Source organism: Dissulfurispira sp. (assembly GCF_036745535.1).
Classification (GTDB): domain Bacteria; phylum Nitrospirota; class Thermodesulfovibrionia; order Thermodesulfovibrionales; family Dissulfurispiraceae; genus Dissulfurispira.
On the sequence record NZ_DAIOFX010000001.1, the window covers coordinates 99,190 to 124,644 of the forward strand.

Genomic DNA, 25,455 nt, shown 5'->3' on the forward strand with positions numbered 1-25,455 from the left:
AAACCAGATCCTGCCCTATGGCATACATAAACCCTGCCTCTGCCTTTTTCATTTCATACATTGACCTATAATAATTCGCTCCGCCATGGTCAGAAGCGTTATTGCATCGAGCACATCGGTTGCTGTGCCTATACCTTCTTCATGCCTGATTTTATTAATTCTCAGATTTTCCCCGGCCTGCCCAACAGCATCCTTTGTCACCTGAATCTTTTCCACAGCATTTTTCATATCGAGATAATTCTTCTCCACCTCAAGTTTTATGTCATCAACAAGTTTATTTCTCTGTTCGAAAAGCCTCTCTCTTTTATATCTGACCTTTGACACTTCAGCCTTTGTGCTTCCACCACTGAAGATATTAAGATTGGCGCCCATTATGAGAGACCAGTTATCCTCATGGAGCTGGTAGCGGTTTTCTGTGTAGTTGTATCCACCCTATATTGTTAATCCTCGATGCGTTAATTGCCCTCGCGTTCCTGAAAGTTAAAAGACGCTGCCTTGCATCTGAAAGCCTGACCCCTGCCTGAAGCAGGTCGTTTTTTGTGATAACACCTTCATTGAATAGATTGCGGGCAACATTCAGATGGGATTCGAGGCGCTCAACCTCTTTCTGAGCGACAGCTATCATCTTTTCTGATTCCAGCACATCGAAGTATGCGATGATAAAGTTTAGGGAAACAAGGTTCCTTATCAGGTCTATGTTGAGTTTTTTGCATCGAGGATTGATTTCGACGCCTCATATCGTGATATGTTTTCTCCGAATGAGAATATGCTCTGGTATGCATTGATGCCGTAAGACAGGTAGTCCCTTTCTGAAGTATAAACCTGCTGCGTACCCATGTGCGCTCCGGGCTGGCGGGACAGGAAGGTCTGGCTCATATTCGCATTGATATTCGGCAGGAGTTTCGATCGTGAAATAATTGTGTCTTCATACGATATATCCCTTTCACTGAATGCTATTTTTACAAGCCTGTTGTTTTCCGTCGCAATCTTCAGTCCTTCAGAAAGGGTTATGATATTTTTATTGTCCTCTGCATGTAAAAGGTTAAAAGGAATAATTGCGAGTATAAGCACACAGGATATGAAAATAGCACTCATGCCTTTTCCTCCGTGACCTTTGGCTTCTTCATGAACTTCTGCTGAACGTCATCAAACAGATCGTAAGCAACAGGAACAACAACGAGGGTTAAGAAAAGCGAGGTAAGCAGTCCTCCTATAGTAGCTATTGCCATTGGCGCCCTTGTCTCGGCGCCCTCGCCGATACCCAGTGCAATGGGCATCATGCCAAAGACCATTGCAAATGTTGTCATAAATATCGGCCTTAATCTCACAGGGCCTGCTTCAAGGATAGCTTCCCTCCTTTCCATGCCCCTTGCTCTCAGCGTATTTGTGTAGTCAACAAGAAGGATTGCGTTCTTCTTCACAAGCCCCATAAGGAGGATAAGTCCAATGAAGCTGAAGATATTAAGAGTCTTTCCTGTAACAAGCAATGCTCCAAAGGCGCCGATAAAGGAGAAGGGCATGGAAAGAAGGACTGTTATGGGATGAACGAAGCTTTCAAATTGGGATGCAAGGATCATATAGGCAAGTATAATGCCGAGCAGAAGGGCGAACATAAGAAAGTAGAAAGATTCCTCCATCATTTCTGCAGCGCCTTTGTATATGCCCGAGTAATCAGAGGGCAGTGTCTTTGCGGATATGGCATCGAGCTCTGCCTTTGCCTGTCCGAGGGGCTTTATCTCGAGGTTTGCGAATAAAAAAATGGCCCTCTGCCTGTCTACTCTATTAATAACGCTGGGGCCTCCTGCCTCCTGCACCTTAACGATATTCGATAATTCAACAAGCCTTCCGTCCTTTGAGCGTACATAAATTTTTCCAATATCGCCGGGGTCTGTCCTGTCCTCTGGATTAAGCCTTACCCTTACATCATACCTTCTTCCCTTTGCCTCATCTTTGAATTTGGTTACATCCACTTCGCCACCGATAAGGAAATTCACTGTCTCTGCAATTGTAGCAATGTCAACGCCGAGGTCCGCAGCCTTATCCCTGTCGATAAACACCCTCAGTTCCGGCTTTCCGATTTCAAGGGATGTATCCACATCGACAATCCCGGGCAGTTTTGAGAATTCATTCACGATCTGCTTCGTATATGCCTGGAGCGATGACAGGTCCCTGCCCCTGATACTGTATTGTATGGGGACATTCCTCACACCGCCGCCGATGAGGGACACATCCTCTACAGATGCCCTGAGTCCCGGTATATCTTTCCTCAATCTCTTTCTAACCTCTGCCTTTATCTGCTCCTGACTTTTTTTCCTTTCTGCCTTTGGCTTGAGCCCGATGAACATGGATGCCTTGTTTATTTCCCTTGTGAGTCCGAATCCCTGTGCATAGAAGACTGTTCTGACCTCTGGCAGGCTTCTTATGATATCCTCCGCCTTCTTGAACATCCTGTCCACCTCTTCGACAGAGTAGTCCGAAGGTGCCTGGAGCCTTGCGATAAAATGGCTCTGGTCTTCGGGAGGAACAAATTCCTTGCCTAAAAACTTCGTGATCAAGAGGCTGAAGATAAAAATACCCGCTGCAATTATCAATACCTTAGCTCTGTGATTGAGGGCAATCCTCAAGAGTTCTCTGTAACGATATTCTGTCTTTTTGTAGACAATCTCAAAGCTGTCTGAAAATTTATCTATTAAAGTGTTTCTCTGTTTTCTGTGTTCTGTTTTCTGACTTCTGAGGTAGCGTGATGCCAGCATAGGCGTCAGGGTAAAAGAAACAAACAACGACACCATTACTGCAAAAACAACAGTGAGGGCAAACTGCACGAAAAACCTGCCCACGAGGCCTTTCATAAAAGCAACGGGCAAAAATATGGCGACTATTGCAAGGGTTGTTGCCACAACAGCAAGCCCTATTTCTGATGTGGCAAAAGAAGCAGCCTCGCGCGGAGGCATTCCTTCCTCTATATGCCTGTGGATATTCTCGATAACAATAATTGCGTCATCGATAAGGATTCCAACCGAGAGCGAAAGCGCGAGCATGGTCATGTTGTTGAATGTAAAATTAAAGAGCTTCATTATGGCAAATGTGGCTATTATGGATATTGGAATGGCAAGTGCGCTTATCAGCGTAATTCTTATGCTCTTTAAAAACAAAAGAACTGCAAGGGCAGCGAAGACACCGCCGTATATGAGATGGTGCTGTACTTCGTTGATGGAGCGCTTTATGAATGTGGACTGGTCGAAACTCGTTTCAAGTTTCATCCCTGAAGGCAGAGATTTCTTGATATTTACAAGCTCCTTTTTTATCCTGTCTATAACCTCAACGGTGTTGGTTCCTGACTGCTTCTGTATTCCCATGCCAACAGCAGGCAGACCATTAAACCTTGCAATAGAGCGTTTCTCTTCTATACCATCCTCTGCGCGGCCAACATCCCTCAACCTTATAGGTGCCCCTTTGTTATAGCCAACAATAAGGTCGTTAAATTCCTGAACCCTCAGAAACTCACCTTTTACCTTAATGGAATATTCTTTCGTATTGCTTTCGATCCTTCCGCTTGGGAGTTCAATGCTCTCCCGTTGAAGCGCCCGTATAACATCGTGTGCCGTTATCTGGTATGCCCTGAGCCTGTCGGAATCGAGCCATATCCTCACCTGCCTCAACCTTAAACCGGCAAGCCTGATAGCGCCCACACCGCTTATCTTCTGAAGCTGCTCTTTCAATACCTCGTCAGCATAAGTGGAAAGTTCCCTCGGTGATTTTTCTCCTGTAAGGGCAAGCCATAGTACGGGAGTGGCATCTGGATCGACCTTTTCTATTACGGGTTCGTCAATGTCCCTGGGTAGTTTTGACCTGATAGTGGATATCTTCTCTCTCACATCCTGAACAGCGAGGTCAATGTCCCTTTCGAGAACGAATTCCACAGAAACCGTTGAAACGCCCTCCGTGCTTGAGGAGTTTATTGTCTTCACACCGTTAATGGTATTTACGGCCTCTTCTATTTTGTCCGTTACATCTATATCGATTATCTCTGGGCTCGCGCCTTTCAATGTTGTTGTGATGTTAACTATAGGAAAATCCACCTTCGGGAATAAATCGACACCTATGCCGGGATAGCTCACAACCCCGAATATGACAAAGGCTGCGATTACCATTGTTGCAAATACAGGACGTTTTATGGATGTATCAGCGAGCCACATTCACCTTTACCCCTTCAGAGAGGTTCTGCTGTCCTGCTATAACAACTGTCTCTCCTGCTTTTAGCCCCTCTACGATTTCCATCATCTCGCCGTATTTCTGTCCGACCTTTACAAACCTTTCCTTTGCCCTGCCGCCATCAACAACAAATACCTTTATCGCTTCGCCTTCGTAAAGCAGGGAGATAATGGGTACAAGGACAGTATTTCTTTCGGCGCCTGTATAGAGTATTACATGGGCAAAAAGCCCGGGCTTCAAGGCATTGTCTGGATTAGGCACGAGTGCTTCCACCTGAAGTGTCCTTGTCTTTTCTTCAAGGCTCGGATAGATGTTGTTAACCTTTCCCTTAAATTCCCTTCCCGGGAATGCATCTACCTTGAATGTCACATCCTGACCTTTCCTCAGTCTTCCTACATCTTTTTCAGTGACAGTGAAGTTGAGTTTAAGAGGATTGCTCTGGATGATTACAAAAAGGTTTGCGCCGTTCTTCACATAGTCTCCTGCCGAAACCTTCTTCTCTTTCACATACCCTGAGATAGGGGAATATATCCTTGTCTTTATGAGCTTCTGTTTTGCGAGCAACAAGGCTGCCTTTGCCCTTTCAACATCGGCTTCCGCAAGGGATAGCCTTGTCGAGACATCATCGAACTGCTGCTGCGTAACGAGCTGTTCCTTATAAAGCGATTGCTTACGGCCAAATTCCAGCTTCGTGTTCTCATAGGTCGCCTGTGCCTGCCTTAAGGCAGCCTCTGCCCTTTTAACTTCGAGGCTGTAATCGGTATCGTCGATTACCGATAAAAGCATTCCCTTTAAGACCGCTGTCCCGTTATCAACCTTCACCTCCTTTAAGATTCCATCGACTTCTGCGCTTGCAATTACCTCTTCATTAGGATTCAGCGTGCCGATGGTTTCCAAAAAAGGCTTGAGAGGTTTTACTTCCACATCCTGAACACGGACGTTCACTATCTTTTCTTCCGTCTTTTTAACCTCCTTTTTCTTGCATGCAGGATTTACGATAATAAGAAGCATTGCTATTAAAAAAAGGGTTTTAGCGTATATATTGCTGTCCGGCTTCCACATCAGTTTGTCCTCCCTTTATCTTCTCTGCTTCGATTCTCAACAGACTGTTGGCTGGCAATCGTCCTTAACAATGCTCCTGTTGCCCTTTGCAGTCTCAAAACCGACAACTGATAATTATATCTTGCATCCGTTAACTGCCTTTCTGCCGTAAGGAGCAATGTGTTTGCATCGATTACATCTATGCTGTTGGCAAGACCGAATTGGTATTGCTTTGAGACAGAATTGTAATTATCACTTGCAAATGTCACCTGGTCATCAAAAGACTTCAAAACTCCTTTCTGTGTTTGAAAATCGAGATAAGCATTTTCGACTTCGATACCTATCGTCTTTTTTAAGTCATCATATATGAGTTCGGACTGTCTCTTTTTTGCCTCTGCCTCTGCCACCTCAGCCCTTCTCAAACCTCCTTCAAAGAACGGAAAGTTTAACTTAATGCCTCCGTATATGCTCTCTTTATTTACCGTTACAACAGAAGGATTATCCTCTCTCCTTGCATAAACGCCTTCGACGGAAAGCGTCGGCCAGTATGCTCCTTTAGAATATCCGACCTGTTCTTCCGCAATCCTCTTCTGAAGTTCCATGGCCTTCATCTCTGCCCTTTCTGCAAAAGCTCTCTGCTTAAGGGAATCAAGGTTATCTGCTGCATCTTCTCTGATGCCTGCTGTTTCCTTAACATCGTAATCTCCGCTTATTCCAACAACCCTTGCAAGGACCGCCCTGGTGAGTTTCAGATTATTTTCCGCTTTCACCAGTTCAGCGTGAGCGCCTGATAGTTCGGCCTCTGCCCTCAAAAGGTCTGTCTTTGTCACCTCACCAACCTTGAGTCTTATTGCTGCCGCATCCCTGTGTTTTGTCAGCCGGTCAAAATTGGCCTTTGCAATCTCAACGGCCTTCTTTGCCCGAAGGACATCATAATAGGCCGAGGCAACACTGAAAATATATACCTCTTTCACCGCGTGAAGGTCGTATCTGCTCTTTTCGATATACTCCTTTGAGATTTTAAAGGCAGTAATCTCCCTGCCGTTCAGGTAAAACGATTGGTCAAGTCTCAATCCCCATGATATAGAGCCGTCTGGCTGGATTATGGCACCTGTTGATGAACGCTTGTCTTCGGTATATTTTGTATAGCTTCCAAATGCGGAAAGCTTTGGAAGCAATGCCGATGCGGCCTTGTCCCTTCCCCTTTCCGAAATATAGAGGTCTTCTTCCGATATTTTTATTTTTTCGGAGCGTTCAAGGGCTATCCTGTAGAGGTCTTCGAGGGAATACTCATCGGCTGCAAAAATATTGCTGCATGACAAAAATACAGATAGTATCAATGCAATAACAATACTTTTATGTATCTTCACCTTTTGTTCCTCCCACAAAAATCTTCACAAATTCCTTTATTGTTGTATCTTTATCTATATGCCTGTATTTTTTATGCATCATCATTTCATGGACATTAAAATATGAAAAGAACATCCCGAGGAATGCCCTTGCGCCGAACTCTGTATCAAAGCCTTTGAGAATCTTCCTTTTCTGCATCTCGTTAAAATAGGATGCGAGGATTTTAAATAACTCATCGATAAAAGCATGGTAGATTTTATGGATCTTCTCCGGATACCTCTGGATCTCGGAATGCATTATCTGTATCAGGTCCTTTCTTGATGAGAGAGTTTCTAAAAATCTTTTTGCAATTTCGGCTAATGCCTTTTCGTATGACATCCTTGCTATTTCAGGCATCAGTTCCTTTAAGGCAGGCAGAAATGAGTAGGTATTTATAACTTCTTCAAAGAGCTTCTCCTTTGACGGGAAATGCCTGAAAAGGGTAACCTCCGCAATCCCCGATTCCTTTGCAATCTCCTTTGTGGTAGCACCGAGATAGCCTTTCTGGGAAAAGAGCTTTAATGCCGTTTCGAGAATTTTATCCCTCGTGGATCGTATGTCTTTTGACCTGCTCATTAGAAACTCCCTATTTGTAGAATGTAAGTGTTAACTTACATGATAGATAAAACACATACGGTTGTCAAGAGAAATATATACAAAACCTTCGAGGCTGACAGGGCATGGTATTGGAGCGGTTTCAGCAGTTCTTCTTACTCGTAGAGTTTGGTCTTCGAATAGAAAAACGGTTTGAGGGTCTTGAGTGCCAATACAGAAACTACAGGCTTTAAAAGCCATGATGTCCTTGATTTACTCCCAAGACACCGCTTGCAGTAAGGATGAACAACTTTGAACTTCTTGAACCCTTCGATTATTCTTCTTAGTTCCTCTGATGAAAGAATCTCCCTCAAAGATGCCTCTTTAAGATTCCCTATTTTTGTGCGCCCGTCAAAGTCAACGCAGCAAAGGGTAACATCTCCGTTATGCAGTATGCTGAAGTGGTCGCGCATGCCGAAACAATAGCCAGCCCATGCATCATGTATCTTTTCGTCATCGAAGGCATGCCCCCAATCTTCAAGCACATATGTCTCAAAAAATATATTGGGATATATTTCCACTACATTCCATTTATACGAGACAAGCTTATTTATTTTCTTCAGTGCAGCGTCCCTTTTACCTTTATCAAAACCGAGCATCTCATAGATGCGTCCTGCCCAATAGCCGAATGTGTTTCTCAATTCCCCGGTTGATGAGATGACCTGTACAGGGCCTGTCCTTTTTTCCATGTCCCTTTTGCGGAATCTCGTGTTCAAAAAACGGAATTTGAAGATCGTATCTTTATGCCTTGAGCGATAAGAAGAGAAGAAATCGAGAATGCCATTAAGATAGACATCGTATGTCAGCGCCCTCGCCTTCCTGAGCGCAAAGGATTTCTCATCAGGCGTCTGCAGAGAAATATCAACCTGATAGAGGTCGTAGTTTAAAAGTTTTTTTCCTGCCTCGCCGCCGAGTCCTCCTCCATTGGTTGTCAGTCCTATCTTGATTCCTGTATTACGGGCATAGGAGAGGATATCAAAGAAGTCCGGATGTAGTGTCGGCTCACCCATCACATGGAAGGTGATCTTTTCACATATGTTGTTTTCGTGGAGTTCAGAAATTATACGTCTGGCAAGGCCGGCATCCATATAGCCGTACTTCCTTTTCATCTCTGACTTGGGGCAGAATACGCAGTTGAAATCGCATACATTGGTAAGTTCTATATGAACTCTCTGGAGCGGGATTTCTATATGGCCGAATCGCTGCTTTTTTGAAGAAATAGCTGTCGACACCTTTTTTAAGCTAACAAAAGCTTTCACCGGATGTCAACGAAGGCTCATAAAAATATTGCACTATTTTTTGAATAATGCTAATTTTAATATTGAGGAAGGATCTGACAAAGGATTTGATAGATGAGCTCTATTGTTGACACATCTTTTTTAAATTTCAGTTTCACCAATTCCATCTACGGCAAATACACACAGGTTCAGAAGAACAGCTATATAAAGTCCATCCAATCCCAGGAAGGCGCAGCAAATACTAAAATAAGTGCACTGGGCAAGCTCCTGAATTCCCTCGAAGAACTGAAAACGAGCCTTGAAGGCATAAAAACAGAATCCCTCAAGATAATGAAAGCCGAGGTCTCTGACGAAGGGATTTTAACGGCAACGGCATCTTCATCGGCAACGGAAGGTCTATATTCGGTAAGGGTCGATAGAACTGCGAAATCGCATACCCTTTATTCAAGGATATATCCTGCTGAAAATTCGGCTGTGGGTACTGGCATGCTAACCATAAGGATAGGAGACAATATAGGAGTCGATTTAAATATAACGGAATCGAGAAAGACACTCTCCAGAATAAAAGACGTCCTGAATGCGTCTGATGCTAATGTAAATGCATCGCTGGCAAAAGAGGCCTCAGGCTACAGGCTCGTGATCTCTGCTAAAGACAGCGGTGACGGAAATAAAATAAACATAATCGTATCCGATGACGATCTGAATAATACTGATTCAAACGGCCTTTCCGCTCTTTCATACGACACAAATACCGCAAAAAACATGACGGAGTCCACTCCTCCTTATAATGCTGTTTTGTTTGCAGACAGCAGCTTCTTTGAAAAGACCGAAAATGAAATAACGGATGCAATAACCGGCGTAACCATGAAACTCTTAAAGGAAAACAACAAATTCCCAGTGTACATTACAGTATCGGAGGATCAGAGTTCCCTGATATTCGAAAAGCTCGATTCCTTTGTCGAGGCATATAATAATGTTGTCAAATTAGTGGACGAGCTTCAGGATACAAGCGGAATAATGAAAAGGGACTCCTCTGTGGGTTATTTGAGGAACTCCCTCACAGACATCCAGACAAAGACTTATAATAATTCGACCCTTAGGTCCCTCGGGTTTAAATTCGACACAAAAGACATCATGTCCCTCGACATCGGGAAAATGAACAGTGCAATGATTTCAAACCTGAGCAATGTAACCACTACCCTAAATTCCCTCGCAGGAGAGCTGGAAACAACGGTCAACAGCTATATCGACTCTATTATCCCCGGCCAACAGGATACCTACAGAACGCTCATAAACGAATACATCAAGGCTGAAAAAACAACCTACAAGTCATTCAACAGATGATAATAAAACTCACAGACGAAAACCTCGGCGAAGTAATAAATAAAGCCATTGCTGTTCTCAAAAATGGAGGAATTGTCGCATATCCCACAGAGACCTTTTACGGCCTCGGGGCAAAATACGATATGGATTCAGCCCTCGGAAGGCTTTACGAAATAAAAAAGAGGCCCCAAGAAAAGGCAATGCCGCTAATTATAGGCAGCAGAGAGGAACTGTTCCTTATCACCGATTCGGTGAATGAATCGGCAAGGGACCTCATGGACAGATTCTGGCCAGGGCCGCTGACCATTCTCTTTCGCGCCCGTCCCGGGCTTTCAGAATACATCGTATCAGAAAGCAAGGTGGCGGTAAGAATTCCCGGAGAATCATTTGCCCTCAGACTTGCAAGGGCAGCAGGATTCCCCATAACCTCCACCAGCGCAAATATATCTGGCATGCCTCCCGCTGACAGTGCATCGATGGTCTCCGATTATTTCGGAGGAGGGATTGATTTAATAATTGACGGCGGCAAAACAAAGGGCGGATTACCCTCTACGATTGTTGACATAACCGGCGACATGCCAAAAACCATCAGGCATGGATCGGTAGATATTTAGTCCTTGCAGTCCCTTTATTCAAGCCACTTCTAAGACCATGATACAGATAAGTCTAATTCTTGAACGATCGTTTCCTAAAATAGAATGTTCTATAAAAACCAACTTTCGTTTTAAAAATTAATTTTTTTGTTGACAAAAGGAAAATTATGGTGTATAGTTTTCCATAAAAGGAGAAAGGATGCTTAAAAGCTTATTCTCATCATCCATACGAGCAGATGTTCTGGCGCTGTTATTGAACAGCCCTGAAGAGAAATTCTACGTGAGAGAGATCGCAAAGCTCTTAAGAAAAAACCCGTCAGGAGTAAAAAGGGAGCTCGACAAACTGGAAGAGATGGGGCTCGTAATAAGCGAAAAGGTTGCAAACCTCAAATACTTTCATGCAGACAAGAATTCCCCCCTGTTTTCGGAGTTAAAAGACCTCATAGCGAAATCACTCGGACTTCCCGGAGCCTTGAAGAGCCTCTTAAGGGCTAATGATATAAAGTCGGCGTTTATCTACGGACCGTATGCCGAAGGAGAAGAAACCCCAACCGTTGACCTGATAGTAATCGGCTCGTTCACCTCGGCGCTCCTGGTCGGTTTGCACGACATCGAAAAAAAATTCGGCAAAAGGATAAATTGCACCGTAATCGAAGAGGCAGAATATAAGCAGAAAAAGCAGAAGGATGCCGCCTTAAAACGCATCCTTGCAGAAAAAAGGATTACTTTGCTGGGAAGGGTTTAACCTTTTAAAAGTTCCCTTGAAGATATTTTTTAAGGTCTTTGAGGGACGGGAAGGGAGGTGAACGGCATGGCAGCAAAAAAGAAAGCAGCAGCAAAGAAGGCTCCGGCAAAGAAGGCCGCAAAGAAGAAATAACAACGCGTTTAAAGGTATTTTAAAACCGAAAGGAGGTGAACTTAATGGCAACAGCAAAGAAGGCAACAGCAAAGAAGGCTCCGGCAAAGAAGGCCGCTGCAAAAAAGACTGCAAAGAAGAAATAACAACTGTTTGTAGAGGAAGTAAGAAATTAGGGAATACCCAAAAGACAATTTTGTATTCGAGGAAACTGAGTTTTTGGGTATTCCCTCTTTTTTTTAGTTAGCTATAGTTTAAAACATGGTGAGGCAAATGGTCAACTTCCGATGAGATAAGGCTGTAGGAGTCAATAGACGTTATCAGCTTCTTCAAGAAATTTATGTTAGCTGTATGGCCTGCCTTTTCAAGCATGATATGCCCGTGTATCGGAAATCCAATTAAGGATAAATCTCCAATAGAATCAAGGACTTTGTGCCTTACAAACTCGTCCTCGAACCTCAGACCTGCAGCATTCAAAATACCGTCATCGCCTACGATCACGGCATTGTCGAGGGAGCCGCCCTTTGCAAGGCCGTTTGCCCTTAATTTCTCCACATCGCTAAGGAATCCGAAGGTTCTGGCAGGGGCTATCTCCTGTACGAAGGTCTTTTCATCGATGTCTACAGTAAGCTCCTGCTGTCCCAGCATGCGGTGTCCGAAATTTATATAGTACGATATACGCATACCATCATACGGCAGGGCAACAATCCTTGAGTGGGCATCCTCGTAAACAACAGGTTTGGAAATCTTTATAAAGGGCATCTTTTTACCCTGCTTTGCTATGCCTGCCTCAAGTATAATTCCGGCCAGCTTTGTAGAACTCCCATCCAGTATGGGGATTTCAGGGCCGTCAACCTCTACAATAAGGTTGTCGATGCCGAGACCGGCTGCAGCGGCAAGCAGGTGTTCCACTGTCTTTACCTTTACCACATCCGAACCATTTACAAAGCCGATTGTGGTGGCAAAGGCCGTGTCAACAACAGAGGTGATATTCGCCCGTATTATTGCACCCTTGTCTACACGGTAAAAGACTATGCCTGTATCCCTGGAGGCAGGTTTTAGCTTCACCGTTGCATACTTGCCTGTATGCAGACCGATACCGTGGAAAGTGACCTCTTTTTTAATTGTTCTCTGTAATCTCATTGAGTTGTGAATATTTGCAAATAATATGCCACCACAAAAACAGATATAAAACAAGGGGATATAAAATCAGGAGTGTTGATCAATTTCGCTTGTGTGTAATATTTACCACACCTCTAACCGACTTCTCCTCCCACTACCATCTCAGGGATTCTAAGAGTAGGCATGGCATCAGATACAGGCACCCCCTGTCCATCCTTTCCACACGTGCCTACAGAGAATCCAAGGTCTGAAGCCACCATATCTATGGACTTTAAAACCTCAGGGCCGTTGCCAATAAGGGTTGCGCCCCTCACCGGCTCGCCAATCATACCGTTTTCTATGATATACCCCTCCTGAACCTCGAATACAAAATCACCTGTCACTGTATTTACCTGCCCTCCTCCCATCTTTTTGACTATCAGCCCTTTGTTTACCGATCTGATAACTTCATCCTGAGAAAGGCTGCCCGGGGCTATGAAGGTGTTGGTCATTCTCGGCACAGGCTTATGTTCGTAGGACTCCCGCCTGCCGTTTCCTGTCGATGAAGTCCTGTCCACAATGGCAGTGTACCTGTCGTACATGTAGCCCTGCAGGATCCCGTCTTTCACAAGGACATTTCTTTTAGATAGAGTTCCTTCATCATCAAAAGAGAAAGACCCCCTCTTGTTGGGAAGGGTTGCATCATCTATAACAGTAATGGCCGTGGAAGCTACCTGTTGTCCGATCTTTTTTGAATAAACAGACAGCCCTTGCTGTGCGAGGTCTGCCTCAAGCCCATGCCCTATCGCCTCGTGGATCATCGTACCGCCAGCCTCTGACGAAATAACAACAGGCATCCTGCCGCCTGGCGCTCTTCTTGCCCTAAGCATCATCACAGCCCTCTTTGCAGCCTTAAGGGCAACGTCATCCATAGGATTATCATCAAAAAGCTCATAACCTATCAACCCGCTGACAGGCTCGTATCCTGTTTGAATAACCTCTCCATCTATGGCAATTACCTGCACCATTCCAAGGGTGTAAACCCGTTCATCCTCAGACACAAAGCCCTCTGATGTATAAATCTTAACCTTCTGCCTGGAATCCCGGTATATTACATTGACCTGTTTGATCCTCTGGTCGAACTTCCTTGCAGCATCGTTTCCAAGTTTAACAAGGGCAACTTTTTCTGACATGGGGATCGTTTCCGGGTACCTTTTTATGAGAAAGATAACTTCTGGATATTTTCTTTTCATGTCTATAATTGTATCCCTTTCAGCACCTGCTGCTGCTGCCTTGCTGACCGTGTCGGCGATATCCATGAGTACATTTTCAGAAAAGTCATTGCTGTATGCATAGGCAGTCTTGCCATTATATATAAGCCTGATGCCGATACCTGCGGTGGCGCCTGCAATAACCTTCTCTATCTTGTCATCCTCAAGCTGAATAGCCGTAGATTTCCTGTGCTCGATGAATATATCCGCATACTCCCCTCCGTTGGAAAGGGCCTTTTTTATAAGTTTCTGCAGAATTGCATCATCTATCATCAAAATCCTCCAAAAATTCAATTCAGGTATTTTAACATAAAGGGCTTTACAGCAGAGGGAAACAGGAGAGCCTTATTTTAATTTGGTGGTTTTAAAGGATTACAAAGCCGCTATGATTTTTTAGGGAGCGGTCAAACGTATAGGTCAGTTCGCAGCCGTTTGCACGATTGTTCCTGCCGATAACATAATCGGCAAAATCTCCCTGCCCGTCCCGGTAATCATTCAGGGCAAGGCGTGCAATATCTCTGGCTTCAATTTCAAACTGCTTTGTCATAAGGATTTTTTCTAATACTTCAGCGATGTCTTTCTTCTGAAATCCATAGGCGGATTCTAACACCCATACCAGTTCGCACAGTACAATTATGCTTATAAAACATAGCCCGCCCGATGCGATTATTTTCTGTATGCAAATCACGGCTGTTTTTGCCTGTTCTTCGTCATCTCTTACAAGATATCGGACGAGGACGTTGGTGTCTATGCCTTTCATTGTTATTTTACTTTTGCTGCAACCCTTCTTTTAATGGCAGCTTTCATCTCTTCGACTGATACTGCCCTTTTCCTGCGACTTGAAAGAATGCCTTCGAGCTCCTTTACATCAACCGTAGCAGGCTCTATAATAACCTTTCCTTCCTTCCCGATAACAAAATCGATTTTATCTCCTGCATGAAGGTTTAAATATTCCCGGATGTTCTTGGGTATCGTGGTCTGACCTTTGGAGGTAACGGTTGAAGCAGGCATAATATCTCCTTTCTTTATTTAAAATCCTTACTTAAGTGTAAGGATTTTATAAAATAATTGTCAAGCACAATCCCTTGCACTATAAATCTCCGATGCCATAAAATACCCCTATGAGAATCGGCTTGATAGGCGGAAGCGGGCTTTACGAGATCGAGGGACTGGAGATAACAAAAGAGGTCTCCATATCCACTCCATACGGCGAACCATCGTCTGTTTACAGAATAGGAACAATCGGTGACAAAGGAGATGAAAAAGAAATAGTCTTCCTTCCAAGGCACGGAATACCACACTCCATACCTCCGCACAAAGTAAATTACAGGGCAAACATATGGGGATTTAAGTCGCTTGGCGTTGACAGAATCATTTCGGTAAATGCTGTTGGCGGAATAAACAAAGACCTTTATCCATGTGACATTGTTCTTCTCGACCAGATAATTGACATGACATATGGAGCGAGAGAATCCACATTTTACGACAAAGACAAGGTAGTTCATATTGACTTCACTGATCCATACTGTCCTGAAATGAGGGATTTCATCGTTAAAGCCTCTCAGAATATCGGGCTTCCGATGAAACTCGCAGGAACATATATCTGCGTTAATGGCCCGAGGCTCGAAACAGCAAAGGAGATACAATTTTTCTCAATGATAGGCGCAGATGTCGTTGGCATGACTGCAATGCCGGAGGCATCCCTTGCAAAGGAGCTTGAGATGTGTATTTCGGGCATATCTGTTGTAACTAATTATGCGGCAGGAATCTCTGAGAAAAAACTCACGACCACAGAGGTGGTCGAGACGATGAAAAACTCCTTAGACCGCATAAAGTCTTTAATCAAAGAAATTATCATGCATGTTCCAATTGCCCGTACATGTCAATGCAAAGATGCATTAAAGGATGCAGAATTGTAGCCTTTCCCTTTTAACTCCTTGACACTATTTACTTAATCCTATTATCATAAAATATTCTAAAAATTGCTGGAGGTTCCATATGGCAGGCCATTCCAAATGGGCTCAGATAAAGCATAAAAAAGCCCATACCGATGCAAAGAGGGGCAAGGTATTCACAAAGATTGTCAAAGAGATCTCTGTTGCAGCAAGGCTCGGAGGCGGAGACCCGGAAGGCAATCCGAGGTTGAGAAGCGCCATAGAAAAGGCCAAGGAAGTCAACATGCCCTCTGAAAACATAAAAAGGGCAATAATGAAAGGCACCGGAGAACTTCCTGGAACAACATACGAAGAGATTACCTACGAAGGATATGGTCCCGGAGGCGTGGCGATCCTCATAGAGACCCTCACAGATAACAAAAACAGGACTGTTTCAGAAATAAGACATATATTGTCAAAAAACAGCGGGAGCATGGGAGAGGCCGGATGCGTCTCATGGATATTCGAGAAAAAAGGTTACATCCTCGTAGAAAAAACAAAGGTGGATGAAGACACATTAATGTCCGTTGTCCTCGATGCAGGCGCAGAGGACATGAAAAACGACCCCAAGGAAGACAATTATGAAGTCATAACATCTCCGGAAAACCTCAATGCAGTGAAAGAGGCAATAGAAAAACAGAACATACCTGTCTCATTGTCGGAGATAACCATGCTGCCCAAGAGCTATGTGCCGATAGATGGCAGCACCGCCGATCAGATGGTAAGATTGGTAGATGCCCTCGAAGACAATGACGATGTCCAGAACGTATATGCCAATTTTGATATACCCGAAGAAGCAATGGCGTTAAAGTAAATGGTCGAATCTATACACATTACCTTCAAGAGAAAATTCCTGGCAGGACTGATAGTCACTATTCCGGCAGTCATAACAATCTTTGTCCTGGTCGGTATATTCAGGTTTGTTGACGGCATATTGGGCCCGTTCTTCGACTTCTTCCTCGGCAAACACATAGCTGGATTGGGTTTTATCTCAGCCATCGTCATCGTATTTCTGATTGGAATAGTTTCGACAAATGTATTCGGCAAAAAAATCCTTGGCATCGTAGAAAAGATTTTTCTAAATATTCCTGTTTTCAAGAGTATTTACACAGCCATAAAACAGCTTGTCGATGCTTTTTCTCCGGAAAATAAAAGCTCTTTCAAGAAATTCGTCATAGCCGAATATCCAAGACCTGGCGCCTATGCCTTCGGCTTTCTTACAAAGGAATGCGTGGTCGAATCCAATGAGAAAGAAACCCCTTTGAAGACTGTATATATACCCACAAACAACCTTTATCTCGGAGAAATCGTGCTCCTCGATGACAGGAGCATAACTTACACGGACATATCAATAGAGGACGGCATCAAGATTATTCTTTCCGGCGGAATAGCCGCTCCTTCGAAGATAGCGGGAACAAAGTGAGTTCATCATCAATGAAATCATCGTATCCTTTGGCGACAATCATCCTTGCTGCAGGTCTCGGCACAAGGATGAAGTCTTTGATCCCGAAGGTCTTGCACAGGATATATGGCAAGTCAATAATTCACTATGTTGTCGACTCGATAAAACAACTGAAGTCCGAGAACAACATAGTGGTCATAGGCCCAAAAGGCGATGAGATAAAAAATGCCCTTGCTAACTACCATGAAGGACATCCGGTTACATTTGCGGTTCAAAAAGAACCTAAAGGCACAGGTGATGCCATGAAAGCGGCTGTCCAGAAGCTCAAGGGATTTAGCGGCACTGTACTGGTATTAAGCGGTGATACCCCCCTTATAAACGCATCAACCTTGCAGAAGTTTTTGAAACTCCACAAGCAGAACAAAGAGGACATATCCATAATCTCGTTCATTGCAGAAGGCACACATTCTTATGGAAGAATCGTGAGGGAAAGAAGCGGAGTAACGGCGATAATAGAAGACAGGGACGCTGACAATAAGCAGAAAAAGATAAAGGAAGTAAATAGCGGTATATATGCAATAAAATCCCATGCATTAAAACTTTTGAAAGAAATAAAAATAAATAAGGCAAAAGGAGAGTATTATCTCACCGATATCGTGGATATTGCTGTAAAAAAAGGCTATAAAGTCGGCGCACATATCCTCGGCAGCGAAACAGAGTTGACGGGCATAAACACACGTGAAGACCTCCATAACGCATGCCATTACCTAAAAGACAGGATTTTATCCAATTGGATGAAAAATGGTGTTTCATTTATAGATACGTCATCTGTCTTCATACATCCTGATGCAAAAATAGGCATGGATACTGTTATATATCCGAATGTACATATCGAAGGCAAAACCATTATCGGCAAAGGCTGCACAATTTATCCAAATGTAAGAATAGCCGACAGCACAGTCGGAAATCATGTGACTATAAAGGATTCCACAGTAATCGAATCATCGACTATAAATAAAAATGCAACTATAGGCCCATTCGCCCATCTCAGGCCGGGCTCCATAATCGGCCCGTCATCAAAGATCGGCAACTTCGTGGAGATAAAGAAATCCGTAATCGGCGAAGGAACAAAGGCATCGCACCTCAGTTATTTAGGAGATGCAGAGATAGGCAAAAATGTAAATATTGGAGCTGGTACAATAACCTGCAACTACGATGGAAAAGAAAAACACAAAACCATAATAGAGGATGATGTATTTGTGGGAAGCGATACGCAGCTCGTTGCACCAGTGAGAGTCGGCAAAGGTGCATACGTTGGTGCAGGTTCAACTATTACAAAGAATGTGCCGCCCCTTTCCCTTGCAGTGAGCAGGGCAGACCAAAGACATATAGAGAAATGGGCGTTTAAAAAACAGTCGAAAGGAAAGAGAAAGTAACGTGTGCGGAATAATAGGATATATAGGCAATAAAAATGCCATACCGGTTGTGATGGACGGACTGAAGCGGCTTGAATACAGAGGCTATGATTCTGCAGGCATCGCATATTTCACGGATAAAAAAATAGAGATCAAAAGGTGCAAGGGCAAAATCCATGACCTTGAGAACATAGTCAATAAATGCAATATCTCGAGCAATCTCGCCATAGGCCATACACGATGGGCAACCCACGGCAGGCCATCCGATGAGAACGCCCATCCCCACAGGTCAGACGGAATAGTCATTGTCCATAACGGAATAATAGAAAATTATGTGGAGTTGAAACACAGGCTGCAGGAAGATGGATTCATATTCGCATCAGAGACGGATACAGAGGTCTTGTGCCATCTGATAAATAAATATTCGAAAAACAACCCTCTCGAAGAAGCAGTAAGGGCAGTACTGAAAGAAGTTAAAGGCGCCTATGCATTTGCTGTCATCAATGAAAAGGAGCCTGACAAGGTAGTTGCGGTGAGAAAGGAAAGCCCCCTTGTAATAGGGCTTGGAGAAGGAGAATACTTCCTTGCATCCGATGTCCCTGCCTTTCTGAGCCATTCAAAGGAGGTTATATTCCTCGAAAACAATGAAATGGCAGTAATGCACAGGGACGGAGTAATCATAACTGACTTCGAAGGAACCCCTTTAAATAAAAATGTCGTTACCATATCATGGAGCCCTTCGATGGCTGAAAAGGGCGGTTACCGCCACTTCATGCTGAAAGAGATATACGAGCAGCCGCGGGCAATAGCAGATACCATCAGGGGGAGGGTCCTGCCAGAAAATGGAGAGGTAGCACTTGAGGAATTCGGTCTCGATGCAGAAGATATCAAAGCAATAGACAAGGTATTCATTGTTGCATGCGGTACATCGTACCATGCCGGTATTGTGGGCAAATACATGATAGAAGAACTTTCAAGGATACCTGTTGAGGTTGATATAGCTTCGGAATTCAGGTATAGAAACCCCATAATAACGGGCAACACCATCTTTGTCGCAATAACACAGTCGGGAGAGACAGCAGACACCCTCGCAGCAATAAAAGAGGCTAAGGCGCTTGGTGCAAAGGTACTGACCATATGCAATGTAATAGGCAGCACTGCATCCCGCGAATCCGACTTTGTATTTTATACACATTCGGGACCCGAAATCGGAGTGGCATCAACAAAGGCATTCACAACACAGATTGTAGCCTTATATCTTCTGGCAATAGCACTGGGCAAGGTCAGGGGAATTTTATCCGATGAAGCCTCATCCGTGCTTATAGAGGAACTCCTCCACCTTCCTGCAGGCGTAGAGCATGCACTGGAGTTCGATGGCGAAATAAGTGCTATAGCAAAGGAGCTATTCAAGGCAAAGGATTTCCTGTATCTCGGCAGGGGGATACATTATCCCATAGCGCTGGAGGGCGCATTAAAATTAAAGGAGATCTCATACATCCATGCAGAAGGCTATCCGGCAGGCGAGATGAAACACGGCCCCATTGCCCTTATTGATGAGGAGGTGCCTGTTGTTGTCCTTGCCCCTTCAGGAAAGCTGTATGAAAAGGTTTTATCCAACATGGAAGAGGTAAAGAGCCGAGGAGGCACTATAATAGCCGTTACTTCAAAGGATGACGAGGCTGCAAAGAAACTTTCCAGATACTCCATTTCCATAAATGGAAGCAACAATTATTTAAATACGGTATTGCTCACAATCCCTCTTCAGCTCCTTGCGTATCATGTTGCTGTTTTAAGGGGTTGTGATGTGGATCAGCCGAGGAACCTGGCTAAAAGCGTAACGGTGGAGTAGTTTATGGTTCATAGATTTTGAAGCTATAAACTGCCAACCGTGAACTATCAACCATGAACTATGAACCATTAATATGCTATAATAAGGAGACAAACCAATGGCAAAAGATGTCTTATTAGAAGAACTCAACCCCCAGCAAAAAGAGGCCATACTGTATTCAAAAGGACCTCTTCTCGTACTTGCCGGGGCAGGCAGCGGTAAGACAAGGGTAATAACCCATAAATTTGCCTATCTCGTAAGGAAGAAGAAATACCGTCCGTCATCCATCTTCACTGTTACCTTCACCAATAAGGCCGCTAATGAAATGAAAGAAAGAATCTCCCGCTTTATTGAGCATGACATGAAGCAGTCATGGATCGGGACATTCCATTCACAGTGCAATAAGATACTCAGAAGGGAGATAAAGGCACTGGGATATAAATCCGACTTCTCCATATATGACGATGACGACCAGTGCAATCTAATAAGGCACATACTCAAAGAATTAAAAATATACGAGGCACTTTACAAAGGCGTTGCTTCACGGATAAGCATACTTAAATCATCACTAATTTCTCCAGAAGAGTTCCTGTCTCAGGGAGACGGCTTCGGCTTCGACGAGAAACTCGGAAGGGTATACCTAAAATATCAGGATGAACTGAAGAGATGCAATGCACTCGATTTCGATGACCTGATAATGCTCACCGTAAGATTATTCGAGGAGAATCCAAAGATACTTGCCAAATACAATGATATGTTCCCATACATCCTCGTGGATGAATTTCAGGATACAAACCATGCACAGTACAGGCTCCTGCAGTTAATGGCAGGACATAAGAATATCTGTGCAGTCGGTGACGACGACCAGAGCATATACAAGTTCAGAGGCGCCGATGTAAGCAACATCCTGAATTTTGAAAAGGACTTCCCTGATGCAACGATTATCAAGCTCGAGCAAAATTACAGGTCAACACAGAATATCCTCGATGTCTCGGGTGCGGTAATATCCAGAAATCCCCAGAGGAAACCGAAAAAACTCTGGACAGAAAAGGGCTGCGGAGAAAAGGTCTTCTACTGCAGGCTCAACTCAGAGGAGGAAGAGGCAAGATACGTTGCGCGCACCATAAAAGACCTCTACCTGAAGGGCAACTTCGAATACAGCCACTTTGCAATCCTCTACAGGATAAACCTCCAGGCAAGGGCAATAGAGGACGCCTTAAGGGAAGAAAACATCCCTTACCATGTGATAAGCGGCGTGAGCTTCTACCACAGGCGTGAGATAAAGGATATTATCTCATACATGAAAATAGCCCTTAACACCGATGACAATGTAAGCCTGAGAAGGATAATAAACAGCCCGCCTCGCGGCATAGGGGCATCCACCATATCGAAGATAGAGCAGGAGGCAAAGAAGAACTCTGTCAGCCTCTTCGCTGCCATAAAACTGATGCTAAAGTCCAACGGCGTGGCATCGTCCATTAAAGACAAGCTGAGTGAGTTCGTGAAAATCATGGAAGGCATATCATCGACCCCTCACAAAACCGCTGCCGATATGCTCAAAGATATTGTGGAAAAAACAGGCTATATAGAAGACATCGAGGAAGAAAGGCTGCAGAACATACTGGAACTGGTATCCTCGGCAGAGAATATATCTGTCAAGGACTTTGCAGATAGGGTATCTCTCGTATCAACAACTGACGACACATCTAAAAAGATGTCTGTATCTCTCATGACGCTTCATAGCGCAAAAGGGCTCGAATTCCCTGTGGTCTTTGTCATAGGTGTTGAAGAAGGCATCCTCCCCTATTTCAAGGCCATTGATGACGCCTCTGAAATGCAGGAAGAAAGAAGGCTCTTTTACGTGGGCATGACAAGGGCAAAGGATATTCTCTGTCTTACAGCCGCAAAGAGGAGGAGACTCTATTCAAAGATACAAGAGCAGGAACCATCAAGATTCCTGCACGATGTTCCAAAAGACTGCTGCCACTGGATAGAAAAGGTCCAGCAGAAAACAGAGACAGCACCGGAGCCTGTAAAATTACTGCCTAAAAATCCTGCTGCTGCATATGTTGTCGGATGCAGGGTAAAACATCCGTCATGGGGAGTCGGCGTGGTCAGGGACTGCTGCGAAGAAGGAAACGATACAAAGTTGACTGTGAACTTCCCCGGCATCGGAATTAAGCGTCTTGCTGCAAAATACGCAAATCTCGAAAGAATATAAAAGATGAAGATAACAAGTGAAGACGTTAAACACATTGCCCGCCTTTCAAGGCTCTCCCTGTCGGATAAGGAGATAGATATCTTCAGCGGACAGTTAAGCTCAATAATAGAGTATGTGGAACAGCTTAACAGCCTCGACACCAGCAATATAGAGCCTACATCCCATGTAATACCGTTGAATAACGTCATGAGGGATGATATTCCTGCAGCCTCCCTGCCTGTGGAAGATGCACTGAAGAATGCGCCTGATTCCACGGAAAAATTCTACAGGGTCCCGAAGATAATAGAATAAGTAAATGAGTGGATGGGTAAATGAGAAAATGGGAAAAATTCTTTTCGCTCATACACGCATTCACTCATTTACTCATAAACGGAGTTTAATATGTTCAGATGTTTCTTGAGATCAAAGATACATATGGCAACTGTTACCGAGTCAAACCTTGCCTATGAAGGGAGTATTACCATTGATAAGGAATTGATGGATATGGCGGATATACTCCCTTACGAGCAGGTTATGATAAGCAACCTTAACAACGGCGAAAGGTTTGAGACCTATGTTATTCCGGGAAAGCCCGGTTCCCGGGAATTCTGCCTCAACGGCCCTACGGCAAGGAAGGGAGTGGTAGGCGACAAGATAATCGTCTTCGCTTACTGCTACATGGCTGATGAAGAGATAAAGGACTTTGAGCCTAAAATCATCAAGCTCGACGAAAAGAACAAACCTGTATAATTATACGCCTTTATCATTTTGCTTTTCTTCACACACTTGCGCGACATATTCATGAAGCTCACGGAATCAGACAGGTATTTCCAGTAAAATCTTGTCATAACCTACAAAAGGGATTATCTTTTCTCTGCCATTGGATTTCCCTTTCCCAAGTTCGATAAGCCCCAGTTCTGCAAGGTAATGGACATCATCAGAAACATTTTTCAGATTTCTGCCGAGGAGTTTTGCGAGTTCATAAATTGAATCTGGATGTTTTTCCTTGATGATTTTCAAAATTCTTACTCTTTCGGTTGTTATGGCCTTTCTCATTACTTCAAGGCTTTCAAAGTATATGCCAGACTTTCTTTTCTTGACTTTCTCTCCCCGCTCCAGCTTTTTCATAACCTCTTTTGCGTCTTTCAGCACTTCTTCAATGCTTTTTATACCTACGGTTACATTTTTAACTTTCATTGCTCATCACCTCTCTTAAATCTCTGTAGAAATCTTCAAACAGTTTATCTATGCCTTTAAAGTTATAAGGCATTTCTTTATCTTTATAATGCCTATGGTCTCCTTTTCTTTCTGCATTGTCATATCCCAAAATGCGTTTACCACGCCTGATATATACCGATGAATACTTATATTCATGCGGCTTATCTGCCGATTTAGGAACTGCCCATACTTTAACTCCAACAATGCCGCCATGTTTATCTTCAACTTTATCGTGCACAAGAAGTTCTGTTTTCCCCATATAGTAGTATTAACATACCACATATAAATTGCGTTGTCAAACCATGGATATGTATTCCAGCTATGAAATTGATGCCACAGGTAGAGTTCAACAGCGGCGCATTGCCTTTAATTATTTCTATCCGCTAGAACATTATTCAAATATGAATGATATTCATTCAAATCATGAATGGATTTACAAGCCAAGGCTCAAAAGTTCGGAGTTAAAAGCAACAACTATCAAAAATATGGGAGAGGACTGCGTCCTCTCCCATCCAGGAGGGTGTCAGGAAGTGGAGGCTAAAACTTATATGCAACGCTCAGGAAGACTATGTTTGCTTTATATGACGGCGCGCTGTAAGCCCCTGTCAAAGAGCTTATAGTTGTGTTTGATCCGCCATTGTATGTGTAGAGATAACCGTCTACGGCAATATCGTTATATTTGTATTGTTCATAGGCATAGCCGGCAGTTATTGCAATATTTTTGCTAACATCATACTTCGTCTTTAAAGTAAACGCTGTCTTCCTGTAATCATCAACGTTTGAGACATCACTATTCTGGGCAGGAGTATAATCAAAAAAGGAAAAATCTGAATGACCATCAGAGTCCGTATGATCAAACTGCAGTTTGAAGGTCAGCTTCTTAGGGATCGCATATATTTCGGCTCCTGCGCCATAATTATATGTTTTATCCTTATTCGCTACCTTCCAGCTATAATTAGCTGCAGTGCCGGCAACATTTGGATTAAGACCAGCAGCGTTATTGCTATAGCGTTGGACCTGGGATGACTTTGTCTCCTCATACTCTGCATATCCATTCACTGTGATAAAATCGCTTATCTTCCAGTCAGCGTCTATGCCATACTCGCTGCTTTTATCGTCTTTCAGACCGAGAATGGTATCGGTATAATCGGATTTTTTCTGTTTATAATGCAATCCGAAGCTGAGAGTTTCCAATGGATAGATGTCAACAGACACCTTATAGGTATCACGTTCCATCGGAGCCGCATCAAATCGCCAGATATACGGCTCTACAATATTTGCAGTGGCCTGGTCCGTTCCAAAGAGTGTAGTTCCTACCTTATGTTCTGCACTCCTGTTCAGTCTCTCATAAGCAACTTTTGCTGTCATAAAATCCACACCGCTCCACTTTAAAGCCAATGAATAGATGTAATCAGTTGTTTCAGGCAGGTCGCCCCTAAGTCTTTTGGTTTTCAAATATGAATAACCGGGCATCAAAGAGAATTTTGCAGGGAGCTTTATATCAAGCTCTGCTCCATAATTCTCCTTGTTGTAGTCAAACAAGTGGGTGGTAAACGGGTTGCCGCTGTTAATACTGCTGTCCGTGTGGGTAATCTTATCGGATTTATTGTCCTTATCGTAATACTTATAGAACACCTTTGCTCCGAGGAAATCAACAGGATTAGTAGTGAGAGCAACTGCATAACTCGTCGCAACGAGCTTGCCGTTAAACACAGGGTCGCTAAGGGTAACGCTCTCAATGCCACCTGCTGTAGCCCTTACATAATAATCCAGCAAATTGTAATCGGACTTTGTTTCCGAACGGGCAAGTTTAACGCTTAATGCGCTGTCGAGCGGAAGC

General features: G+C 43.7%; 26 protein-coding genes. 11 read left to right on the forward strand and 15 right to left on the reverse strand.

Annotated elements, in window-relative coordinates; all coding sequences use genetic code 11:
* Positions 1–48 precede the first annotated feature (48 nt).
* From V7L97_RS00575 to V7L97_RS00610, 8 genes are all read right to left on the reverse strand, one after another.
* Entirely contained in the window at positions 49–372 is a 324-nt protein-coding gene (locus V7L97_RS00575) for a TolC family protein (RefSeq protein ID WP_333652240.1), read from the reverse strand.
* Positions 373–391: 19 nt separating this feature from the next.
* Positions 392–643 (reverse strand): TolC family protein, encoded by a 252-nt coding sequence (locus V7L97_RS00580; protein ID WP_333652242.1) that lies wholly within the window; start codon positions 641–643, stop codon positions 392–394.
* Between the two features lie 50 nt (positions 644–693).
* Positions 694–1,095: a TolC family protein gene (locus tag V7L97_RS00585; protein WP_333652244.1), complete on the reverse strand. Its 402-nt coding sequence runs from the start codon at positions 1,093–1,095 to the stop codon at positions 694–696.
* Positions 1,092–4,196: an efflux RND transporter permease subunit gene (locus tag V7L97_RS00590; RefSeq protein ID WP_333652247.1), complete on the reverse strand. Its 3,105-nt coding sequence runs from the start codon at positions 4,194–4,196 to the stop codon at positions 1,092–1,094. Before V7L97_RS00590 ends, V7L97_RS00585 begins: the two co-directional genes overlap by 4 nt.
* On the reverse strand, positions 4,183–5,274 hold the full coding sequence (locus V7L97_RS00595; RefSeq protein ID WP_333652250.1) for an efflux RND transporter periplasmic adaptor subunit: 1,092 nt from the start codon (positions 5,272–5,274) through the stop codon (positions 4,183–4,185). The genes V7L97_RS00590 and V7L97_RS00595 overlap by 14 nt, the downstream gene beginning before the upstream one ends.
* Positions 5,274–6,623, reverse strand: a complete 1,350-nt coding sequence (locus V7L97_RS00600; RefSeq protein WP_333652253.1) for a TolC family protein — start codon at positions 6,621–6,623, stop codon at positions 5,274–5,276. The genes V7L97_RS00595 and V7L97_RS00600 overlap by 1 nt, the downstream gene beginning before the upstream one ends.
* On the reverse strand, positions 6,610–7,218 hold the full coding sequence (locus V7L97_RS00605; protein WP_333652255.1) for a TetR/AcrR family transcriptional regulator: 609 nt from the start codon (positions 7,216–7,218) through the stop codon (positions 6,610–6,612). The genes V7L97_RS00600 and V7L97_RS00605 overlap by 14 nt, the downstream gene beginning before the upstream one ends.
* A 134-nt stretch (positions 7,219–7,352) precedes the next feature.
* Positions 7,353–8,495: a radical SAM/SPASM domain-containing protein gene (locus V7L97_RS00610; protein WP_333652257.1), complete on the reverse strand. Its 1,143-nt coding sequence runs from the start codon at positions 8,493–8,495 to the stop codon at positions 7,353–7,355.
* 93 nt (positions 8,496–8,588) lie between these two features.
* Here V7L97_RS00610 and fliD point away from each other — a divergent pair, with 93 nt between their 5' ends.
* The 3 genes from fliD to V7L97_RS00625 all read left to right on the forward strand — a co-directional run bounded on the left by fliD (position 8,589) and on the right by V7L97_RS00625 (position 11,135).
* A complete protein-coding gene (gene fliD, locus V7L97_RS00615; RefSeq protein ID WP_333652259.1) occupies positions 8,589–9,818 on the forward strand; it encodes a flagellar filament capping protein FliD in 1,230 nt (409 codons plus the stop codon).
* A complete protein-coding gene (locus V7L97_RS00620) occupies positions 9,815–10,411 on the forward strand; it encodes an L-threonylcarbamoyladenylate synthase (RefSeq protein ID WP_333652261.1) in 597 nt (198 codons plus the stop codon). Before fliD ends, V7L97_RS00620 begins: the two co-directional genes overlap by 4 nt.
* Before the next feature lie 178 nt (positions 10,412–10,589).
* Positions 10,590–11,135: a winged helix-turn-helix domain-containing protein gene (locus tag V7L97_RS00625; protein ID WP_333652263.1), complete on the forward strand. Its 546-nt coding sequence runs from the start codon at positions 10,590–10,592 to the stop codon at positions 11,133–11,135.
* A gap of 354 nt (positions 11,136–11,489) precedes the next feature.
* On the opposite strand, the gene lpxC is transcribed toward V7L97_RS00625, so the two are convergent.
* From lpxC to V7L97_RS00645, 4 genes are all read right to left on the reverse strand, one after another.
* On the reverse strand, positions 11,490–12,389 hold the full coding sequence (lpxC, locus tag V7L97_RS00630) for a UDP-3-O-acyl-N-acetylglucosamine deacetylase (RefSeq protein WP_333652265.1): 900 nt from the start codon (positions 12,387–12,389) through the stop codon (positions 11,490–11,492).
* Between the two features lie 113 nt (positions 12,390–12,502).
* Positions 12,503–13,891, reverse strand: a complete 1,389-nt coding sequence (locus V7L97_RS00635; RefSeq protein WP_333652267.1) for a TldD/PmbA family protein — start codon at positions 13,889–13,891, stop codon at positions 12,503–12,505.
* A 91-nt stretch (positions 13,892–13,982) separates the two neighbouring features.
* Positions 13,983–14,378 (reverse strand): PIN domain-containing protein, encoded by a 396-nt coding sequence (locus tag V7L97_RS00640; RefSeq protein WP_333652269.1) that lies wholly within the window; start codon positions 14,376–14,378, stop codon positions 13,983–13,985.
* Positions 14,379–14,380: 2 nt separating this feature from the next.
* Positions 14,381–14,629: an AbrB/MazE/SpoVT family DNA-binding domain-containing protein gene (locus V7L97_RS00645; RefSeq protein ID WP_333652272.1), complete on the reverse strand. Its 249-nt coding sequence runs from the start codon at positions 14,627–14,629 to the stop codon at positions 14,381–14,383.
* Between the two features lie 110 nt (positions 14,630–14,739).
* On the opposite strand from V7L97_RS00645, the gene mtnP reads away from it, so the two are divergent.
* The 8 genes from mtnP to panD all read left to right on the forward strand — a co-directional run bounded on the left by mtnP (position 14,740) and on the right by panD (position 23,147).
* The gene (gene mtnP, locus V7L97_RS00650; protein ID WP_333652275.1) at positions 14,740–15,537 is read left to right on the forward strand and encodes an S-methyl-5'-thioadenosine phosphorylase; all 798 of its coding nucleotides are present in this window, start codon (positions 14,740–14,742) and stop codon (positions 15,535–15,537) included.
* A gap of 79 nt (positions 15,538–15,616) precedes the next feature.
* Positions 15,617–16,366: a YebC/PmpR family DNA-binding transcriptional regulator gene (locus V7L97_RS00655; protein WP_333652278.1), complete on the forward strand. Its 750-nt coding sequence runs from the start codon at positions 15,617–15,619 to the stop codon at positions 16,364–16,366.
* Positions 16,367–16,975, forward strand: a complete 609-nt coding sequence (locus V7L97_RS00660; RefSeq protein ID WP_333652281.1) for a DUF502 domain-containing protein — start codon at positions 16,367–16,369, stop codon at positions 16,973–16,975.
* Positions 16,976–16,986: 11 nt separating this feature from the next.
* On the forward strand, positions 16,987–18,390 hold the full coding sequence (gene glmU / locus V7L97_RS00665; protein WP_333652283.1) for a bifunctional UDP-N-acetylglucosamine diphosphorylase/glucosamine-1-phosphate N-acetyltransferase GlmU: 1,404 nt from the start codon (positions 16,987–16,989) through the stop codon (positions 18,388–18,390).
* A 1-nt stretch (position 18,391) separates the two neighbouring features.
* Positions 18,392–20,218 (forward strand): glutamine--fructose-6-phosphate transaminase (isomerizing), encoded by a 1,827-nt coding sequence (glmS, locus tag V7L97_RS00670; RefSeq protein ID WP_333652286.1) that lies wholly within the window; start codon positions 18,392–18,394, stop codon positions 20,216–20,218.
* 97 nt (positions 20,219–20,315) lie between these two features.
* On the forward strand, positions 20,316–22,418 hold the full coding sequence (locus V7L97_RS00675) for a UvrD-helicase domain-containing protein (RefSeq protein WP_333652288.1): 2,103 nt from the start codon (positions 20,316–20,318) through the stop codon (positions 22,416–22,418).
* A 3-nt stretch (positions 22,419–22,421) separates the two neighbouring features.
* The gene (gene gatC, locus V7L97_RS00680) at positions 22,422–22,709 is read left to right on the forward strand and encodes an Asp-tRNA(Asn)/Glu-tRNA(Gln) amidotransferase subunit GatC (protein WP_333652290.1); all 288 of its coding nucleotides are present in this window, start codon (positions 22,422–22,424) and stop codon (positions 22,707–22,709) included.
* A 90-nt stretch (positions 22,710–22,799) separates the two neighbouring features.
* Positions 22,800–23,147, forward strand: coding sequence for an aspartate 1-decarboxylase (panD, locus tag V7L97_RS00685; RefSeq protein WP_333652293.1), 348 nt, complete (start codon positions 22,800–22,802; stop codon positions 23,145–23,147).
* Positions 23,148–23,213: 66 nt separating this feature from the next.
* Here the strand turns inward: panD and V7L97_RS00690 are convergent, their stop codons facing one another.
* From V7L97_RS00690 to V7L97_RS00700, 3 genes are all read right to left on the reverse strand, one after another.
* Positions 23,214–23,594 (reverse strand): HVO_A0114 family putative DNA-binding protein, encoded by a 381-nt coding sequence (locus V7L97_RS00690; protein ID WP_333652296.1) that lies wholly within the window; start codon positions 23,592–23,594, stop codon positions 23,214–23,216.
* Positions 23,584–23,874 carry a toxin-antitoxin system TumE family protein gene (locus tag V7L97_RS00695; RefSeq protein ID WP_333652298.1) on the reverse strand — a complete coding sequence of 97 codons (291 nt, stop codon included), beginning with the start codon at positions 23,872–23,874 and terminating at the stop codon, positions 23,584–23,586. Before V7L97_RS00695 ends, V7L97_RS00690 begins: the two co-directional genes overlap by 11 nt.
* Before the next feature lie 278 nt (positions 23,875–24,152).
* The coding region (locus V7L97_RS00700; protein WP_333652300.1) for an MtrB/PioB family outer membrane beta-barrel protein at positions 24,153–25,455 on the reverse strand (1,303 nt) is incomplete at its 5' end.

Excerpts from the sequence above, each read along its gene's own strand:
- V7L97_RS00575 (WP_333652240.1), bottom strand. The coding sequence starts at position 372 with ATGGGCGCCAATCTTAATATCTTCAGTGGTGGAAGCACAAAGGCTGAA.
- V7L97_RS00585 (WP_333652244.1), bottom strand. The coding sequence starts at position 1,095 with ATGAGTGCTATTTTCATATCCTGTGTGCTTATACTCGCAATTATTCCT.
- V7L97_RS00590 (WP_333652247.1), bottom strand. The coding sequence starts at position 4,196 with ATGTGGCTCGCTGATACATCCATAAAACGTCCTGTATTTGCAACAATG.
- V7L97_RS00595 (WP_333652250.1), bottom strand. The coding sequence starts at position 5,274 with ATGTGGAAGCCGGACAGCAATATATACGCTAAAACCCTTTTTTTAATA.
- V7L97_RS00605 (WP_333652255.1), bottom strand. The coding sequence starts at position 7,218 with ATGAGCAGGTCAAAAGACATACGATCCACGAGGGATAAAATTCTCGAA.
- fliD (WP_333652259.1), top strand. The coding sequence starts at position 8,589 with ATGAGCTCTATTGTTGACACATCTTTTTTAAATTTCAGTTTCACCAAT.
- V7L97_RS00620 (WP_333652261.1), top strand. The coding sequence starts at position 9,815 with ATGATAATAAAACTCACAGACGAAAACCTCGGCGAAGTAATAAATAAA.
- V7L97_RS00625 (WP_333652263.1), top strand. The coding sequence starts at position 10,590 with ATGCTTAAAAGCTTATTCTCATCATCCATACGAGCAGATGTTCTGGCG.
- lpxC (WP_333652265.1), bottom strand. The coding sequence starts at position 12,389 with ATGAGATTACAGAGAACAATTAAAAAAGAGGTCACTTTCCACGGTATC.
- V7L97_RS00635 (WP_333652267.1), bottom strand. The coding sequence starts at position 13,891 with ATGATAGATGATGCAATTCTGCAGAAACTTATAAAAAAGGCCCTTTCC.
- V7L97_RS00640 (WP_333652269.1), bottom strand. The coding sequence starts at position 14,378 with ATGAAAGGCATAGACACCAACGTCCTCGTCCGATATCTTGTAAGAGAT.
- V7L97_RS00645 (WP_333652272.1), bottom strand. The coding sequence starts at position 14,629 with ATGCCTGCTTCAACCGTTACCTCCAAAGGTCAGACCACGATACCCAAG.
- mtnP (WP_333652275.1), top strand. The coding sequence starts at position 14,740 with ATGAGAATCGGCTTGATAGGCGGAAGCGGGCTTTACGAGATCGAGGGA.
- V7L97_RS00655 (WP_333652278.1), top strand. The coding sequence starts at position 15,617 with ATGGCAGGCCATTCCAAATGGGCTCAGATAAAGCATAAAAAAGCCCAT.
- V7L97_RS00660 (WP_333652281.1), top strand. The coding sequence starts at position 16,367 with ATGGTCGAATCTATACACATTACCTTCAAGAGAAAATTCCTGGCAGGA.
- glmU (WP_333652283.1), top strand. The coding sequence starts at position 16,987 with ATGAAATCATCGTATCCTTTGGCGACAATCATCCTTGCTGCAGGTCTC.
- V7L97_RS00675 (WP_333652288.1), top strand. The coding sequence starts at position 20,316 with ATGGCAAAAGATGTCTTATTAGAAGAACTCAACCCCCAGCAAAAAGAG.
- gatC (WP_333652290.1), top strand. The coding sequence starts at position 22,422 with ATGAAGATAACAAGTGAAGACGTTAAACACATTGCCCGCCTTTCAAGG.
- panD (WP_333652293.1), top strand. The coding sequence starts at position 22,800 with ATGTTCAGATGTTTCTTGAGATCAAAGATACATATGGCAACTGTTACC.
- V7L97_RS00690 (WP_333652296.1), bottom strand. The coding sequence starts at position 23,594 with ATGAAAGTTAAAAATGTAACCGTAGGTATAAAAAGCATTGAAGAAGTG.
- V7L97_RS00695 (WP_333652298.1), bottom strand. The coding sequence starts at position 23,874 with ATGGGGAAAACAGAACTTCTTGTGCACGATAAAGTTGAAGATAAACAT.